Consider the following 16,062-nt stretch of genomic DNA (forward strand, 5'->3'; position numbering starts at 1 on the left):
CCCGGTGGGRCGYCCCACCGGGCCCTTCGCATGACGTCAGCCGGCGGCCGGCGGCACGTGGCCGAAGCGGTGCAGCGTGCGGCTCACCGCCTGCTCCCGGACCACCGTGAGCAGCTCGCGGGAGCCGCTGGCCAGCACGGGGCCGTCGAGCACGGTCACCTCGCCGGCGCGGGTGGCCGCAGCCTCACGCAGGCCGGGTGCCGACCCGACGACGCGGATGCGCCCGGTGACCCCGCCGGCGCGGACCCGGTCCGCGAAGGCCTCGTGCGACTCGACGGCGGCGTCACTCACCGTGACCGGGACGCCCGCCGTCACGGCCGCGTGCCGCACGCGCGCGACCTCCCGGTCCCGCGCGTCCGACCCCACCCGCAGCACCAGGCCGGGCACCGGCCGGTAGCGCAGGATGTTCGCCTCGACCCGCAGACCGGACCGGTCGTGCTCGACGGCCAGGTCGTCGGCCCACACGCGGGCGTCGTCCCGCGCCGCCCAGTCGAGCCAGCCGGCGTCGTCCTGCGGCACCTCGGGCGCGTCCTGCCACCGGCCGATCTGCGCGACGTAGTGCGGTCCTCCAGCCTTCGCGCCGGGGCCGACCGTCGACGCCTTCCACCCGCCGAACGGCTGGCGCTGCACGATCGCGCCCGTGATGTGCCGGTTGACGTACGCGTTGCCGACCTCGACGCGCTCCAGCCAGTGGTCGATCTCCGCCTCGTCCAGCGAGTGCAGGCCACCCGTGAGGCCGAACGCGACGGCGTTCTGCAGGTCGATGGCCTCGTCGAGCGTCTCGACGCGCATGATCCCGAGCACCGGTCCGAAGCACTCCGTGGTGTGGAACCACGAGCCGGGGGCCACGCCGTGCTTGACGCCCGGGGTCCACAGCCGGCCCTCGTCGTCCAGCTGCCGGGGCGCGACGAGCCACGACTCCCCCGGGTCGAGCGTGGTCAGCGCCCGGAGCAGCTTGCCCGAGGCGGGCTCGGTGAGCGGCCCGACGGCGGTGCCGAGGTCCGTCGACGGCCCGACGCGCAGCGACGAGACGGCGTCGGCGAGCTGGCGGCGCAGCCGGTCGGAGCGGCCCGCGGAGCCGACGAGGATCGCGAGCGACGCGGCGGAGCACTTCTGGCCCGCGTGCCCGAACGCGCTGCGGACGAGGTCGGCGACCGCGAGGTCCACGTCCGCGGAGGGGGTGATGACGAGCGCGTTCTTGCCCGACGTCTCGGCCAGCACGTCGAGGTCCGGGCGCCAGCCCGCGAAGAGCCGGGCGGTCTCGATCGACCCGGTGAGCACGACCCGGGCGACGTCCGGGTGCGTGACGAGGCGACGCCCGACGTCCCCCTCGGGGCTGAGCACGACGGTGAGGATCCCGGCGGGCGCCCCGGCCGCGTCCAGGCCTCGCTGGATCGCCGCCATCGCCGCCTGCCCGCAGCGCGGCGCCTGGGGCGCGGGCTTGACCAGCACCGGGCTGCCGGCCGCCAGCGAGGCGAGCACCGACCCGACCGGGATGGCGACCGGGAAGTTCCACGGCGGGGTCACCACCGTGAGCCCGTCGGGAAGGTGCACGGCGCCGGGCACCACGCCGTCGGCCAGGTCCGCGGCGCGCTCGGCGTAGTAGCGCGCGAAGTCGACGGCCTCGCTGACCTCGGGATCGGCCTCCGCGACGGTCTTGCCCGCCTCGTGGACCATCGTGGCGACCAGGTCGGCGCGCGCGTCCTCGAGCGCGGCGGCGACGGCGTGCAGGGCCCGCGCGCGCTCCGTCGGCGGGGTCGCGGCCCAGGCGGGCAGCGCGGCGACCGCGCGCGCGACCACGGCGTCGACGTCGTCGACGGTCTCGACCTCGACCGCCCCGTCCGGCACCGGCACGTCGCGGGCCACGATGCCGCGCGCCCAGGCGCGGGCCACGCCGACGGCGGGGTCGGTGTCGGGCGTGTTGACGAAGCCGTCGGCACCGGGCGCGTCCGCGAACGGTCGGGCGGCTCGGCGGGCGGCGGTCGACGGCTCGTCGCGGTCGCGGTACGCCACCCGGAACGCCTTCTCCTGCGCGTCCATCGCGGCACCGGGGGCGAACAGGGCGTGCAGGAAGTTCTGGCTCGCCGAGTTCTCCTCGAGACGTCGCACCAGGTAGGAGATGGCGACGTCGAAGTCGTCGCGCGCGACCACGGGCGTGTAGAGCAGGACCGCGCCGACCTCGTCGCGCACGGCACGCGCCTGGGCGGGGGCCATCCCCTGCAGCATCTCGATGTCGAGCGCCTCCGCGACCCCTCGCCGCTGGGCGATCAGGTGCGCGGCCGCGACGTGGAAGAGGTTGTGGCTCGCGACGCCGACCCGCAGGGCCGGTGTCCGCGCCGGGTCCAGGGCCCGGTCCACCAGCCGCAGGTACGCGGCGTCGACCTCGTCCTTCGAGCCGTAGGGCGCCTGCGGCCAGCCGTGCAGCTCGGCCTCCACCTGCTCCATCGCGAGGTTGGCACCCTTGACCAGCCGGACCTTGAGGCGGGCGCCGCCGGCCTCGCGCCGCTCCTGCGCGATCGCGGTGAGCTCGTCGAGGGCGTCGGCCGCGTCGGGCAGGTACGCCTGCAGGACGATCCCGGCCTCCGCGCCGAGCAGCTCGGGGTCGGAGACCAGCCGCTCGAACACGCGCAGGGTCAGCGTGAGGTCGCGGTACTCCTCCATGTCGAGGTTGAGGAACGTGCCGTGCCGGGCGGCGGTCAGGTACAGCGGTCGCAGCCGTTCCACGACGCGGCCGACGCTTCCCTCGGTGTCCCAGGTGGACAGCTGGCTGGCGACGGCGGACACCTTCACCGAGACGTAGTCGACGTCCGGCCGCTCCACCAGGGCCTGGACGCGAGCCAGCCGCGCGGCCGCCTCGCGCTCGCCGAGGACCGCCTCGCCGAGCAGGTTGAGGTTGAGCCGGAAGCCCTCCGCGCGCGTCGCGGCGAGGTGCTTGGCCAGGCCCGGGCCGTCGTCCGCGACGAGGTGGCCGACGAGGCTGCGCAGCCGCTGCCGGGCCGCCGGGACCACCACGTCGGGCAGGACGGGCGCCACCCGTGCGCCCACCCCGAGCATCGCCCGGTCGAGCGGACCGAGGAATCCGGAGGCCGCACCCGACGACAGACCGGCGAGCTCACGCGCCGCCACGCGGACGTCCTGCGGGCGTGCCACCCGGTCGACGAACCGGACCGCGAGCTCGAGGCCCGCGGGATCGGCGACGAGGGCCGCCAGCCGACCCGTGGTCCGACGCTCCGTGGCCGTCTGCCCCTCCGCCGTCGCCGAGAGCCAGCTCCTGGCCAGCCGGATCGCGTCCTCGGTGACGTCGCCTGTGGTCGACATTCTGCTCCTCGTCCTCCTGGGGGGACCGGGTCTCGGTCCGTGCCAAGTCTGTGCCGTCGGGGCACGTCCGTGCGACGCGCCCCGCCCGGATGCCGGTGGTCCGCTCGGTCAGTCTCGCGCCGGTCTGGTGCGGCTGCTCGCGACGGCATCGTCGTGCGGACGTCCCGACACCGCTGTCGACCCGTCCTGGGGACCACCATGATCGCTCCTCCGGCTCGCGCGCCCGTCACGGTCGCTCGAGCGGGTGAACCGCGCCGTCGCTCCGAGCGGAGCGCGCACCGCTGACCAGGCGCGTCGCCGTCGGGCGCCGAGGTTGTCCGAATGGTCCTGCCCGCGCCTCGGACACGTGCGGCTCGCCCTTCGGGCCTGGCGTGCGCGGGCGCCCGGCGGTGGCAAGGTGGGGACGTGACGGACCTCACAGCGGAGACCCCGCAGCAGACCACGCCCCTCGCCACCGCCAAGGCACAGCTTGCCGGTGCCGTCGACATCCTCGGCTACACCGAGGGGCTCCACCGCATGCTCGCCACACCCCGGCGCGAGATGAACGTCGCTGTCCCCCTGCGTCGGGACGACGGCGAGATCGAGCTCTTCACCGGGTATCGCGTGCAGCACAACATCTCCCGCGGCCCGGGCAAGGGCGGGCTGCGCTACTCGGCCGGCGTCGACGTCGACGAGGTGCGGGCGCTCGCCATGTGGATGACCTGGAAGTGCGCGGTCGTCGACGTCCCGTACGGAGGCGCCAAGGGCGGCGTCACCATCGACCCGCGGCAGTACTCGCAGGCGGAGCTCGAGCGCGTCACCCGGCGCTACACCAGCGAGATCATGCCGATCATCGGGCCGGAGCGGGACATCATGGCGCCCGACATCGGCACCAACGAGCAGACCATGGCCTGGGTCATGGACACCTACTCGGTGAACCTCGGCTACACCATCCCGGCCGTGACCACCGGCAAGCCCCTGGCGGTCGGCGGCTCGCTCGGGCGCGCGACCGCCACCTCGCGCGGCGTCGTGCACTCGGCCGCGGCCGCGCTCGGCGACGCCGGCGTCCGGCTCGACGAGGTCAGCGCGGCGGTGCAGGGCTTCGGCAAGGTCGGGTCGCACGCCGCCCGGTTCCTGCACGACGCCGGCACGCGCGTGGTCGCCGTGAGCGACGAGCAGGGCGGCGTGATGAACAGCGACGGCCTCGACATCGTCGCGCTGGTGCGGCACGTGGAGGCGACCGGGACGGTCACCGGCTTCGAGGGCGGCTCCCCCATCGACAACACGGAGCTCCTCGCGCTCGACGTCGACGTGCTCATCCCGGCGGCGGTCGAGGGCGTGCTCGACGCCGACGCCGCCGGTCGGGTCAAGGCCCGCTGGGTGGTCGAGGCCGCCAACGGCCCCACCACGCACGACGGCGACCGGGTGCTCGCCGAGCGCGGCGTGGTCGTGGTGCCCGACATCCTCGCCAACGCGGGTGGCGTCGTCGTGTCGTACTTCGAGTGGGTGCAGGCCAACCAGGCGTACTGGTGGACCGAGCAGGAGATCGAGGACCGCCTCGAGCACCGCATGGTGTCCGCGCACCGGGCCGTCGCGGCCCTGGCCGGGGCCGAGGGCATCTCGCTGCGGGACGCCGCCCTGACCATCGGGGTCCGACGCGTCGCCGAGGCGCACCAGATCCGGGGGCTGTACCCCTGATCCCGTGAGCGGGAGTACGGGCGGGGGCACGGGTGTTGCGAACGAGGTGACTCGTCCGAACCCCGTGCCCCTGTCCGTGCTCGACACCTCGCCCGTCGCCGTCGGGCAGTCGTCCGCCGACGCGCTCGCCGCGACGACCGCCCTGGCCCGCGCCGCCGACGCCGCCGGCTACGCGCGGTTCTGGGTCGCGGAGCACCACGCGATGCCGGCCGTCGCCTCGACGTCGCCGGGCGTGCTGCTCGCGCACCTCGCCTCGGCGACGGACCGCATCCGCGTCGGCTCGGGCGGCGTCATGCTGCCGAACCACCCGACGCTCGTGGTGGCGGAGCAGTTCGCGATGCTCGAGGCGCTGCACCCGGACCGCATCGACCTGGGCATCGGCCGCGCCCCCGGCGCCGACCCGATGACCGCGGCGGCGCTGCGGCGCACGGTCGAGGGCCTGGGTGCCGACGACTTCCCCGCCGAGGTGGTCGACGTCCTCGCCCTGCTCGGGCAGCAGCTGCCCGGTCGGTCGCCGTCCCTGCGCGCGACGCGCCTGTCCGCGACGCCGGCGGCGACGTCGACCCCGCAGGTCTGGCTGCTGGGCTCGAGCTCGTTCAGCGCGCAGCTGGCCGGCGAGCTGGGGCTGCCGTTCAGCTACGCGCACCACTTCAACACGGGCCACACGCTCGAGGCCGCCGCCGCGTACCGACGCGCCTTCCGGCCGTCGCCCGTGCTCGACGTGCCGCGCCTCATGGTCTCGGCGTCGGTGCTGGTGGCCGACTCCGACGACGAGGCCGCCTACCTGGCCGGTCCCAGTCGTGTCATGGCCCTCTCGCTGCGCACCGGCCGGCCGCTCGGACCGATCGTCTCGCCCGAGGACGCCGCTCGGGAGCTCGCGGCCCTCGACCCCGCCGCCGCGGCCGACTTCTTCGCCCGGGTGCCCGGCACCCAGGTGGCCACGACAGCCGACCGCGCTGTCGAGGAGCTGGCCGCGCTGGTGGAGCGGACGGGCGCCGACGAGCTCATGATCACCGGGACCGCCTACGACACGGCCACGCGCGTGCACACCCTGACGCAGGTGGCCGAGCGATGGCCGGGCCTCGCGGCCGCCGCCTGACGGCGCGTCAGACGGGCCGGTCGCCCGCCGTCGGGTCCTTGACCAGCCGCGCCGAGCCCGTGCCGACCAGCGCGAGGGTCTCGTCGTCCGGCGTCGACACCGTGAGCGGCGCGCCGAGCAGCCGGAACACCTGCTGCTCGCAGGCCATGGCGTCCGGCGGGCCCGCCATGAGCGTCGAGACGACGGGACCGAAGGTCAACGTGTCACCGGCCAGCTCCCACGTGCCCCGGACCCGGTTGACGCCCGCCATGCCGAACACGACGCCGTCACCGTCGAACGTCAGCCACGGCGTGGCGCGTCGCGGCCCGTCGACCTCGGCGCCCTCGAGCGCGGTGAACCGCCAGGTACCCGCCAGATCGACCATGTCCCGATGATGTCACCCGAGGGTCAGCCGCGGGGCTGCCGGTCCGCCCAGGTCTCGAGCGTCACGCGCGGGCCCGTGTAGAAGGGCACCTCCTCGCGGACGTGCAGGCGGGCGTCGGTGGCGCGCAGGTCGCGCATGAGGTCGACGATGCGGTGCAGCTCGGGTGCCTCGAACGCGAGGATCCACTCGTAGTCGCCGAGGGCGAACGCCGAGACGGTGTTGGCGCGGACGTCGGCGTACCCGCGGGCCGCCTGGCCGTGCTCGACGAGCATCCGGCGGCGGTCGTCCTCCGGCAGCACGTACCAGTCGTACGAGCGGACGAACGGGTACACGGTCATGTAGTCGCCGGCCGGCTCGCCCGCGAGGAACGCGGGGACGTGCGACCGGTTGAACTCGGCCGGCCGGTGCAGGCCGACCACGGACCACACGGGCAGCAGGTGGCGGCCGAGGTCGCTGGCGCGCAGCCGCTGGTAGGCGCCCTGCACCTCCTCGACCGTCTCGGCGTGCCACCACACCATGAGGTCGGCGTCCGCCCGCAGCCCGGCGACGTCGTACCAGCCCCGGATCACGAGCCCGTCGGCGGCCACCGCGGCCTGCGCGGCGGCGATGAGCTCGGCGCGCTCGTCGTCGTCCTCGGGGAGCACCTCCTCGAGCGCGAAGACGGTCCACATGGTGTACCGCACCGTGGCGTTGAGGGTCTCGGCGTCGTGCGTCATCGCGGGTGCTCCAAGGTGAAGGGTCAGGACCAGGGGTCGGTCGAGCAGGCGGCGGGGATGCCCGTGGGCTGGCCGGCGCGCATCTGGCAGCAGCCCGGGCGGCACACGGACCGCCACGGCGGCAGGTCGCCGACCGTCGCCTCGTCCACGGGCCGGGCGGCGGCGTCGGCCGCGACGTCGTCCGTCACGGGCGCCGCGCCGGACGCGTCGTCGTGCCGGGCCAGCGCGGCGCGCTCGAGCACGAGGTCGACGAGCCCGCGGACGAACGGCTCCCGGGTGCCGACGGTGTCCGCGCGGACGGCGGCGAGCCCGAGCTCCGCGGCCGTGRCCAGCGCCTCGGTGTCGAGGTCGAAGGCGACCTCCATGTGGTCCGAGACGAAGCCGATGGGCGAGAGCACGACGGCCTGCACCCCCTCGGCCGCGAGCGTGGCCAGGTGGTCGTTGACGTCGGGCCCGAGCCACGGCTGGGTGGGCGGGCCGGAGCGCGAGCAGTACGTGAGGTCCCACGTCACGGGCCGACCGAGTCGCTGCTCGACCGCGGCGGCCACCGTGGCCGCGACGTCGCGGTGCTGCGCGCTGTAGGACGCGCCGCTGACCGTCGACGCCTCCTCCATCGTGTCCGGGATGGAGTGCGTGACGAACACCAGGCGGGCGTCGCGACCCAGCGACTCGAAGGCCTCGGTCACCGCGTCGACGTTCGCCTGCACGAACCCGGGGTGGTTGAAGTACGAGCGCACCTTGTCGACGACCAGCGGGTGCTCGCCCTCGCCGAGCCCCACGTCGAGGCCGAGCTCGTCGAGCGAGGCCCAGAGGTTCTCCCGGTACTGCCGGCACCCGGAGTACGACGAGTAGGCGCTGGTCACGAGCGCGACCATCCGCCGGGCGCCGTCGGCGTGGGCGGCCGCGAGGGCGTCGCGGGTGTACGGCTCCCAGTTGCGGTTGCCCCACAGCACGGGCAGGTCGATCCCGCGGTGGGCCAGCTCGTCGACGAGCGCCTTCTGCAGCGCCAGGTTCTGCCCGTTGATCGGGCTAGCCCCGCCGAAGTGGTGGTAGTGCTCGGCGACGGCCGCCAGGCGCTCGTCGGGGATCCCCTTGCCGGCGGTGACGTTGCGCAGGAACGGCAGGACGTCGTCGGGACCGTCCGGGCCGCCGAACGAGAAGAGCAGCAGAGCGTCGTACGGGGCGACGGCGCTGGTCTCGGACGACGACGTGCGGGTGCTCAGGGCGGTGTCAGGGGCCACCGTCCGATCATCGCACCGGCCGCGCGGCGCCCTCGCGGCGAGCGGCCGGACCGGCCCGTGAGATTGTCGAGACGCGGTGTCAGAAAATGCGCCGACGCCCGGCGGCGACCTGCACCACCGGGCGTCGGGACGGGCGAACGCTGCGGACGCTCAGCCCTTGACGGCACCCCCGAGCCCGGCGCCACGCAGGAACATGCGCTGGAAGACCAGGAACATGAGGATCGGGATGACGGTCGCGATGCCGTAGGCGGCCATCAGCGTGCCCTTGTCGGTGGTCGCCTCCAGCGACGGCAGCCGGACGGACAGCGGCTGCAGGTCCGGGTTGCGCAGGACGAGCAGCGGCCAGAGGAAGTCCTTCCAGGACGCGATGACCGCGAACACGGACACCACGCCGAGGATCGGCTTGCTCATGGGCAGCACGATCGACCAGAAGAGCCGGAAGGGTCCGGCCCCGTCCACCCGGGCGGCCTCGAAGATCTCGCGCGGCAGGTTGTCGAAGAACCGAGCCACGAGCACCACGTTGAAGGCGCTGGCACCGGCGGGGAGCCACACGGCCCAGTACGAGTTGACCAGCGAGTGATCGACCAGGGGCGGGTGCAGGATGATCAGGTAGAGCGGCACCAGCAGGACGACGGCCGGCACGAACAGGGTCGCGAGGACGAGGCCCTGGGCGTAGCGGGCCCACCGCGGTCGCAGCACGGAGAGCACGAACCCGCCGGTGGTCGCGACGAGCATCTGCGAGGCCCACGACCCGGCCGCCAGCACCACGGTGTTGACGAAGTACTTGCTGATGTCGATGTCGAACCAGGCGTCGTGCAGGTTCGACCACTTGATGCCGTTGGGGAAGATCGCGAGCGGCGTGCGCAGGATGTCCTGCGTCGGGGTGACGGCGAACTTGGCGAGCAGCAGGAGCGGCCCGACGCACCACACGATCAGCAGGATCAGCAGCAGCACGTGCATGGTGTTCCACGTGTGCCGCACGCGGGGGCGTCGCCAGTCGGCGGTGGAGACCGCGGTGCGGTCCTCCTCGGGGGGCGGCGTCTGCACGCCCTCCGCGGGCCCGGTCGGGACCTCGGTGGGCAGCACCGCCTCCGGCAGGGACGGGGTGGTCGTCGTCACGAGGTGCTCCAGCTGCGGGTGAGGCGGAAGTAGATCAGGGACATCACGGCGAGGAACGCGGCGAGCATGAGGGACAGCGCCGTCGCCATGCCGTAGTTGCCGCCCAGGCTGTTCTGGAACGCGTACCGGTACACCAGCAGGAGCACGGAGATCGTCGCGTTCGCGGGACCACCACCGGTGAACAGGTACGGCTCGAGGAACACCTGGGCGGTCCCGATGATCTGCAGGATGAACGTGATGAGCAGGACGCCGCGCAGCTGCGGCATCGTGACGTGCCAGATCTTGCCCCAGACGGAGGCGCCGTCGACCTCGGCGGCGTCGTACAGCTCGGTCGGCACGGCGGTCAGCGCGGCCAGGTAGATGATCACGGTGCCGCCGGCCGCGGCCCACGTGGCCTCGAGCACGAGCGACGGCATGGCCGACGTCGCGCTCTGCAGCCAGGGTTGGGGCGGTATCCCGACGTAGCCGATGATCGTGTTGAACACGCCCTCGGGCCGCGGGTCGTAGAAGAACTTCCACAGCAGGACGGCGACCACGGGCGGGACGACGACCGGCAGATAGGCCAGGGCCGAGTAGAGGCCCTTGGCGCGGCGCACCTCGCTCATCAGGACCGCGGCGATGAGCGGCACGGGGTACCCGAAGATGAGCGCCAGCAGCGCGAAGTAGGCGGTGTTGCGGATGGCCATGGGCAGGACCGGGTCGGCGAAGACGCGCTGGAAGTTCTCCAGCCCCACCCACGAGGTCACGATGAGGTTCGTCTTCTGGAAGCTCATCACGACGGCCTTGACGATGGGCGCCCAGGAGAACACCCCGAAGATCACCAGCATCGGCAGCGCGAACACGAGGGTGCTCAAGCCGCCGCCACGGACCCAGGTGGCCGGGGTACGTCTCCTCGTCGGTCGCTCGACGGCGGTGTCGGTGGTCATGCGGTCCTTCTCTCGGTGCGTGTCGTCGTTGTGCTGGACCGGCTGGACGGGTCGAGGTGCCCGGCCCGGGGACGGACCCGGGCCGGGCACCTCGCCGGTGTCAGCCGGCCTGGTCGATCAGGGCCTGCGACTGCTCGTTCGCATCGGCCAGGAGCTTGTCCAGGTCGACGCTCGGGTCGGTCATCACGGCCTGCACGATCGGGAACAGCAGCCCGTAGGTCTCCTGCGTCGCGCGAGCGGCCTCAGGGATGACCGGCTGGGTGAACATGACGTCGGTGTAGCCCGTCATGTGGTCCAGCGGGACGTTGACGTAGTCCTTGATCCAGCCCAGCGACTTCGTGTACTGGTCCTTGCTGAAGATCGGCAGCGTCGGGGTGCCCACCGCCTGCGGCGGGTCCTGCTCCGCGAGGATCTTGGCGTCCGCCACGGCCTGGTCCTGATCGACCAGCTTGGACAGGTACCAGAAGTCGATCCACTTGACGGCGGCGTCCTTCTCCTCGTCCGTCGCCTTCGGCGCCACGGCGGCGTAGGTACCGCCGCCGAGCGTGCCCGAGTCGTCGCCCTCGGTGGGGAGCGCGGTCAGCCCGTAGTCCAGGTTGTCCGCGGTGACCCCGTTGTTCTGCACCAGCGCGGTATAGATGTCGGAGCCCGACGTGTACATGGCGAACTGCCCGGCCGCGAAGCCCGAGTTGACGTCGCCCCAGCCGAGCTGGGTGTTCTCCAGCAGCGAGCCGTCCTTCTTGAGGTCGCCCAGGAACTGCAGCGACTCCTTGACGGCCGGGTCGGTCAGCGTGGCCTTGTACTTGTCGCCGTCCAGCACCTGGGTGCGGCCGCCGCGCGAGTAGGCCGCGGCGGTCAGCTGCCAGCCGCCCGCGTTGTCGAGCGCCATCATCGCGTAGCCCGGCACGCCGGTCTTGTCGTGGATGGTCTTGGCGTCCGCCCGGACCTCGTCCCACGTCGTCGGCGGCTTGTCGGGGTCGAGCCCGGCGTCCGTGAACAGCTTGCGGTTGTAGTGCAGCGCGACGGCGTAGATGGACTTGGCGGGGACCGCGTACACCTTCCCGTCGTCGCTCAGGCCGGCCGCGAGGACCTCCTTGTTGAAGTCGTCCGCGTACGGCAGCTGCTTGACCTGCGCGTCGATGTCCGCGATCTGACCGTTCTGGATGAGCACCTTGGTGTCCGTGGCGGGCACCTCGAAGACGTCGGGCAGGGTGCCACCGGCGAGGTCGGCCGCGAAGGTCGACGCGAGCCAGTTGTACTCCTGCGTCTCGATCTTGATGTTCGGGTACTTCTCCTCGAACTGCTGGACGCGCTCGTTCAGCGCGTCCACAGCCGTCTGCTCGGCGCCGGGCTGCAGGCCGGCGACCGTGATGGTGACCTGGTCGCCGCCGGCGGACGACGAGTCGCCCGAGGGCGTGTCGTCGCTGCACGCGGCCAGCAGGCCGATCGAGAGCACACCGGCCATGGTGAGCGCGGTGGTGCGTGAGGACCTCATCGTCACTCCTTCGTGAGGGAACGCCCCTGACAGGGTGCCAGGTCGCGATCGTTTTCTGCGGTCGGGATCAGTACGGGTCTAGCGGGGTCCAGCGGTGGTGCGGTCGGGTCAGGCGGGGGTGCGCAGCCACGCGGCGGTGTCGCGCGGCAGCAGACCTGCGTCGAGCGGGGCGCTCGAGAGCAGGACATCGGTGTGGGCGGGCAGGGCGGCGGGTTCGTCGCCCAGGTTCACGACGCACACGAGCCCGCCACGGGCGAACGCGAGGACGTCGTCGGCCGAGTCGATCCACGTCATCGGACCGTCGCCCAGGGCGGGCTCGGAGCGGCGGATCGCCAGCAGGTCGCGGTACAGGTGCAGGGTCGACGAGGGGTCGGCCTCCTGTGCCGTGACGGTCAGGTCGGCCCAGACGGCCGGCTGCGGCAGCCACGGCTCGGCCGTGGAGGCGTCGGGGCTGAACCCGTAGGGCGACGACGTGCCGGACCACGGCAGCGGCACGCGGCAGCCGTCGCGGCCGGGGTCGACGCCCTCGGAACGGAAGTGCATCGGGTCCTGCAGCACGTCGAGCGGCAGGTCCTCGGCCTCGGGCAGCCCGAGCTCGTCGCCCTGGTAGATGTAGAGCGAGCCCGGCAGGGCGGCCGTGAGCAGGGCTGCCGCGCGCGCCCGGCGCAGGCCGACGGTGAGGTCGGTCGGCGTGCCGAAGCGCTTGGCGGTGAACGCGAACGACGTGTCGTCGCGCCCGTACCGCGTCACCGGGCGCGTGACGTCGTGGTTGGAGAGCACCCAGGTGGCCGGCGCCCCGACGGGACCGTGTGCGGCCAGCGTGATGTCGATCGACTCCCGCAGTTGCTTGGCGTCCCAGGGTCGCGCCATGAAGTCGAAGTTGAACGCGGTGTGCATCTCGTCGGGACGCAGGTACTGCGCGAAGCGGGCCTTGTCCTGGAGCCAGACCTCGCCGACGAGCACCCGCGTGCCCTCGTACGAGTCCGCCACGGCGCGCCAGCCCCGGTAGACGTCGTGCAGCTCGTCGCGGTCGACGTGCGGGTGCTCGCCCGGTCCGGGCTGGGGCGGGACCTCGGGCAGCGAGGCATCCTTGACCAGCAGCGCGGCGGAGTCGATGCGGATGCCCGCCACGCCCCGGTCGAACCAGAACCGGAGCACCGACTCGAACTCCTCGACCACCTCCGGGTGCGACCAGTTGACGTCCGGCTGCTGCGGCGCGAACAGGTGCAGGTACCACTCGCCGGGCGTGCCGTCGGGGTTGGTCGTGCGCGTCCACGTGCTGCCCTGGAAGTCGGAGACCCAGTGCGTCGGGATCTGCTCGCCCTGCTCGCCCTTGCCGGGGTGGAACCAGAACCGGTCGCGCTCCGGCGAGCCGGGACCGGCGGCGAGCGCCGCCTGGAACCACTCGTGCTGGTCGGACACGTGGTTGGGGACGACGTCGATGATGGTCCGGATGCCGAGGGCGAGGGCCTCCTGGATGACCTGCTCGGCCTCCTCGAGCGTGCCGAAGGCGGGATCGATCGCGCGGTAGTCGGCGACGTCGTACCCGCCGTCGGCGAGCGGGGACACGTACCACGGGGTCACCCAGATCGCGTCGACCCCGAGGTCCCGCAGGTACGGCAGGTGGGCGCGCAGACCGGCCAGGTCACCGGTGCCGTCACCGTTCCCGTCGGCGAAGCTGCGCGGGTAGACCTGGTAGATCACTGCGCCACGCCACCACTGCGGGTCGGTCTGCGGCTGAGCCTGCGCCACTCGGGTCTCGTCTCTCGTGGGCCGTCGTCGTCGACGGGGCCTGGTGTCCGGTCTCACGCGCCGCGACGAGCTCCGCGGCCCGGGAAGGCCTCACGAGACGTCGGCGTCGCGTTCCAGACACTAAAGGACGCGACGAGAACCACGCAAGAAACTGACAGGAGAGTTATCGAAGTGTGACCGAGGCGCCACCGAATCTCGATGACAGACGCGAGACGACGAAGGCCCCGCCCCACCCCGGACGGGTGGGACGAGGCCTCGAGGGGCCGTCCTGGTGCTCAGTCCGCGACCGACACCGGTTGCGCAGGAGCGGGGCCGGTCGAGCCGCGCACCACGAGCTCGGGCTCGAAGAGCAGCTCGTCCTGCGGCACCGCTCCCCCGTGGATCTGGCTGACCAGCAGGTCGATCGCGGCGCGGCCCATCGGCTCGATGGGCTGGCGCACCGTGGTCAGCGGTGGCTCGGTGCAGCTCATGAAGGCGGAGTCGTCGTAGCCCACCACCGAGATGTCGTCGGGCACCCGCAGCCCGGCGCGCCGGGCCGCCCGGATCACGCCGAGGGCGAGCGGGTCGCTCGCGCAGACGATCCCGGTGACGCCCTCGCGCAGCAGCCGGTTGCCCGCCGCCTGGCCGCTCTCCAGCGAGTACGCGCTGCGGACCACCTGGTTCGGCTCGAGGACCAGGCCGAGGCGCTGCGTGATCGCCTGGGCGGCGCGGAGCTTGCGCTCGGACGGCACGTGGTCGACCGGGCCCAGGACCAGGCCGATCTTCGTGTGGCCGAGCGAGGCCAGGTGGCCGATGGCCTGCTCGATCGCCACCTCGTCGTCGCAGGACACCCGCGGGAACGGGAGCTCCTCGATGGAGGCGTTGATGAGGACGACCGGCAGGTTGCGCCCCGTGAGCCGCTCGTAGTGGCCGTGGGTCGCGTCGCGCTGGGCGTAGTGCCCGCCGGCGAACACGATGCCCGAGACCTGCTGGCCGAGCAGCAGCTCGACGTAGTCGGCCTCGGACACGCCGCCGGCGGTCTGGGTGCACAGCACCGGTGTGAACCCCTGCTGCGCGAGCGCCCCGCCGACCACCTCGGCGAACGCCGGGAAGATCGGGTTCTGCAGCTCGGGCAGGACGAGCCCCACCAGCCGGGCGCGCTCGCCGCGCAGCTTGGTCGGCCGCTCGTAGCCGAGCACGTCGAGCGCCGTGAGCACGGCCTCGCGCGTCGACTCCGAGACGCCGGGCTTACCGTTGAGCACGCGGCTGACGGTCGCCTCCGAGACGCCGACCTTGCGTGCCACCTCTGCGAGTCGCCGTGACATGCGCGTCACTCTACAGTCGCCGACTGCAAGTCGCTTGCAATCGGCTGCAAACGGTGGACGAGTCGCGTCACCCGTTCGCGCGAGCCCACGCCACCTCCAGGTGCGCCGCCCGCGACGTCCTTCTACCGTCGGTGCTGCCGGGCGCGCCGATCCGAGCCGTCCGACGCGACACCCGAGAGACAGGTCCACGTGCCCGAGCCCGAGCCCAGCCCGTCGGCGAGCCCCGCGCTCGGCCGGCGCTACCACCTCGAGCAGCAGCTCGGCCGGGGTGGGTCGGGCGAGGTCTTCCGGGCCACGGACGCGCGGCTCCACCGCGCCGTCGCGCTCAAGCTGTTCGCCCTCGGCTCGGCCTCCCCGGACGAGATCCGCCGCTACGCCCACGAGGCCCGGGTCCTGTCGTCCCTCGCGCACCCCAGCCTCGTCGCGCTGCTCGACGTCGGCGCCGACGTGATGCCGGACGTCGGCCCGGTCGCGTTCCTCGTCATGGAGCTCGTCGACGGGCGGACGCTGCGCGACACCATCGCCGACGGACCGCTCGCCCCGGGCCTGGCCGCCGACGTGGGGCGCCAGCTCGCGCTCGCGCTCGACCACGCGCACGCCGCCGGGGTGGTGCACCGGGACGTCAAGCCGTCGAACGTCCTCGTCGCCACCGACCGGGCCGAGAGCGGCCACCGGGACGCGCCCTGGCTCCCGGTGGTGCTCGCCGACTTCGGCATCGCGGTGACCACCGCGAGCGCGGCGCCGGCGCAGCGCGGGACGTCCGGCACCGCGGGCTACCAGAGTCCCGAGCAGGCGCTGGGCGTGCCGGCAGGCCCGGCGAGCGACATCTACTCGCTCGGCCTCGTGCTGCTCGAGTGCCTGACGGGCGAGCGCGCGTACCCGGGCGACCCGTTGAGCAGCGCCCTCGCCCGCCTGCTCGAGCCCGTCCACATCCCGGGGCACGTCGGCCGGGACTGGACGCGGTTGCTGCGCGCGATGACCGCGGAGGACCCGGCCGCGCGCCCCGCACCGACCGTGGTCGCTGCGGAGCTGCGCGCTCTGCGGGTCTGAC

At 73.2% G+C, this 16,062-nt stretch carries 12 protein-coding genes; 3 read left to right on the forward strand and 9 right to left on the reverse strand.

All coding sequences use genetic code 11. The features are described 5' to 3' along the window. Positions 1-36: 36 nt before the first annotated feature. On the reverse strand, positions 37-3,318 hold the full coding sequence (locus AC1DQC_RS08655) for a proline dehydrogenase family protein (protein ID WP_477050822.1): 3,282 nt from the start codon (positions 3,316-3,318) through the stop codon (positions 37-39). Between the two features lie 405 nt (positions 3,319-3,723). On the opposite strand from AC1DQC_RS08655, the gene AC1DQC_RS08660 reads away from it, so the two are divergent. After that, positions 3,724-4,995: a Glu/Leu/Phe/Val family dehydrogenase gene (locus AC1DQC_RS08660; RefSeq protein ID WP_477050823.1), complete on the forward strand. Its 1,272-nt coding sequence runs from the start codon at positions 3,724-3,726 to the stop codon at positions 4,993-4,995. A 46-nt stretch (positions 4,996-5,041) separates the two neighbouring features. Continuing rightward, on the forward strand, positions 5,042-6,094 hold the full coding sequence (locus AC1DQC_RS08665; protein ID WP_477050824.1) for an MsnO8 family LLM class oxidoreductase: 1,053 nt from the start codon (positions 5,042-5,044) through the stop codon (positions 6,092-6,094). A gap of 7 nt (positions 6,095-6,101) precedes the next feature. Here the strand turns inward: AC1DQC_RS08665 and AC1DQC_RS08670 are convergent, their stop codons facing one another. From AC1DQC_RS08670 to AC1DQC_RS08705, 8 genes are all read right to left on the reverse strand, one after another. Continuing rightward, positions 6,102-6,458, reverse strand: coding sequence for an META domain-containing protein (locus AC1DQC_RS08670; RefSeq protein ID WP_477050825.1), 357 nt, complete (start codon positions 6,456-6,458; stop codon positions 6,102-6,104). A 23-nt stretch (positions 6,459-6,481) separates the two neighbouring features. After that, positions 6,482-7,174, reverse strand: coding sequence for a hydrogen peroxide-dependent heme synthase (gene hemQ / locus AC1DQC_RS08675; RefSeq protein WP_477050826.1), 693 nt, complete (start codon positions 7,172-7,174; stop codon positions 6,482-6,484). Between the two features lie 23 nt (positions 7,175-7,197). Then, positions 7,198-8,415, reverse strand: a complete 1,218-nt coding sequence (locus AC1DQC_RS08680) for a ferrochelatase (RefSeq protein WP_477050827.1) — start codon at positions 8,413-8,415, stop codon at positions 7,198-7,200. A 150-nt stretch (positions 8,416-8,565) separates the two neighbouring features. Beyond that, positions 8,566-9,498: a carbohydrate ABC transporter permease gene (locus tag AC1DQC_RS08685; RefSeq protein ID WP_477050851.1), complete on the reverse strand. Its 933-nt coding sequence runs from the start codon at positions 9,496-9,498 to the stop codon at positions 8,566-8,568. Between the two features lie 32 nt (positions 9,499-9,530). After that, positions 9,531-10,460 carry a carbohydrate ABC transporter permease gene (locus AC1DQC_RS08690; RefSeq protein WP_477050828.1) on the reverse strand — a complete coding sequence of 310 codons (930 nt, stop codon included), beginning with the start codon at positions 10,458-10,460 and terminating at the stop codon, positions 9,531-9,533. 100 nt (positions 10,461-10,560) lie between these two features. Further along, positions 10,561-11,955: an ABC transporter substrate-binding protein gene (locus tag AC1DQC_RS08695; RefSeq protein ID WP_477050829.1), complete on the reverse strand. Its 1,395-nt coding sequence runs from the start codon at positions 11,953-11,955 to the stop codon at positions 10,561-10,563. A 108-nt stretch (positions 11,956-12,063) separates the two neighbouring features. Then, positions 12,064-13,707: a glycoside hydrolase family 13 protein gene (locus AC1DQC_RS08700; protein WP_477050830.1), complete on the reverse strand. Its 1,644-nt coding sequence runs from the start codon at positions 13,705-13,707 to the stop codon at positions 12,064-12,066. Positions 13,708-13,982: 275 nt separating this feature from the next. Then, positions 13,983-15,011 (reverse strand): LacI family DNA-binding transcriptional regulator, encoded by a 1,029-nt coding sequence (locus AC1DQC_RS08705; RefSeq protein WP_477050831.1) that lies wholly within the window; start codon positions 15,009-15,011, stop codon positions 13,983-13,985. A 189-nt stretch (positions 15,012-15,200) separates the two neighbouring features. Here AC1DQC_RS08705 and AC1DQC_RS08710 point away from each other — a divergent pair, with 189 nt between their 5' ends. Next, positions 15,201-16,061 carry a serine/threonine-protein kinase gene (locus AC1DQC_RS08710; protein WP_477050832.1) on the forward strand — a complete coding sequence of 287 codons (861 nt, stop codon included), beginning with the start codon at positions 15,201-15,203 and terminating at the stop codon, positions 16,059-16,061. Position 16,062 lies beyond the last annotated feature (1 nt).

This window comes from Cellulomonas sp. P4_H12 (assembly GCF_056400905.1).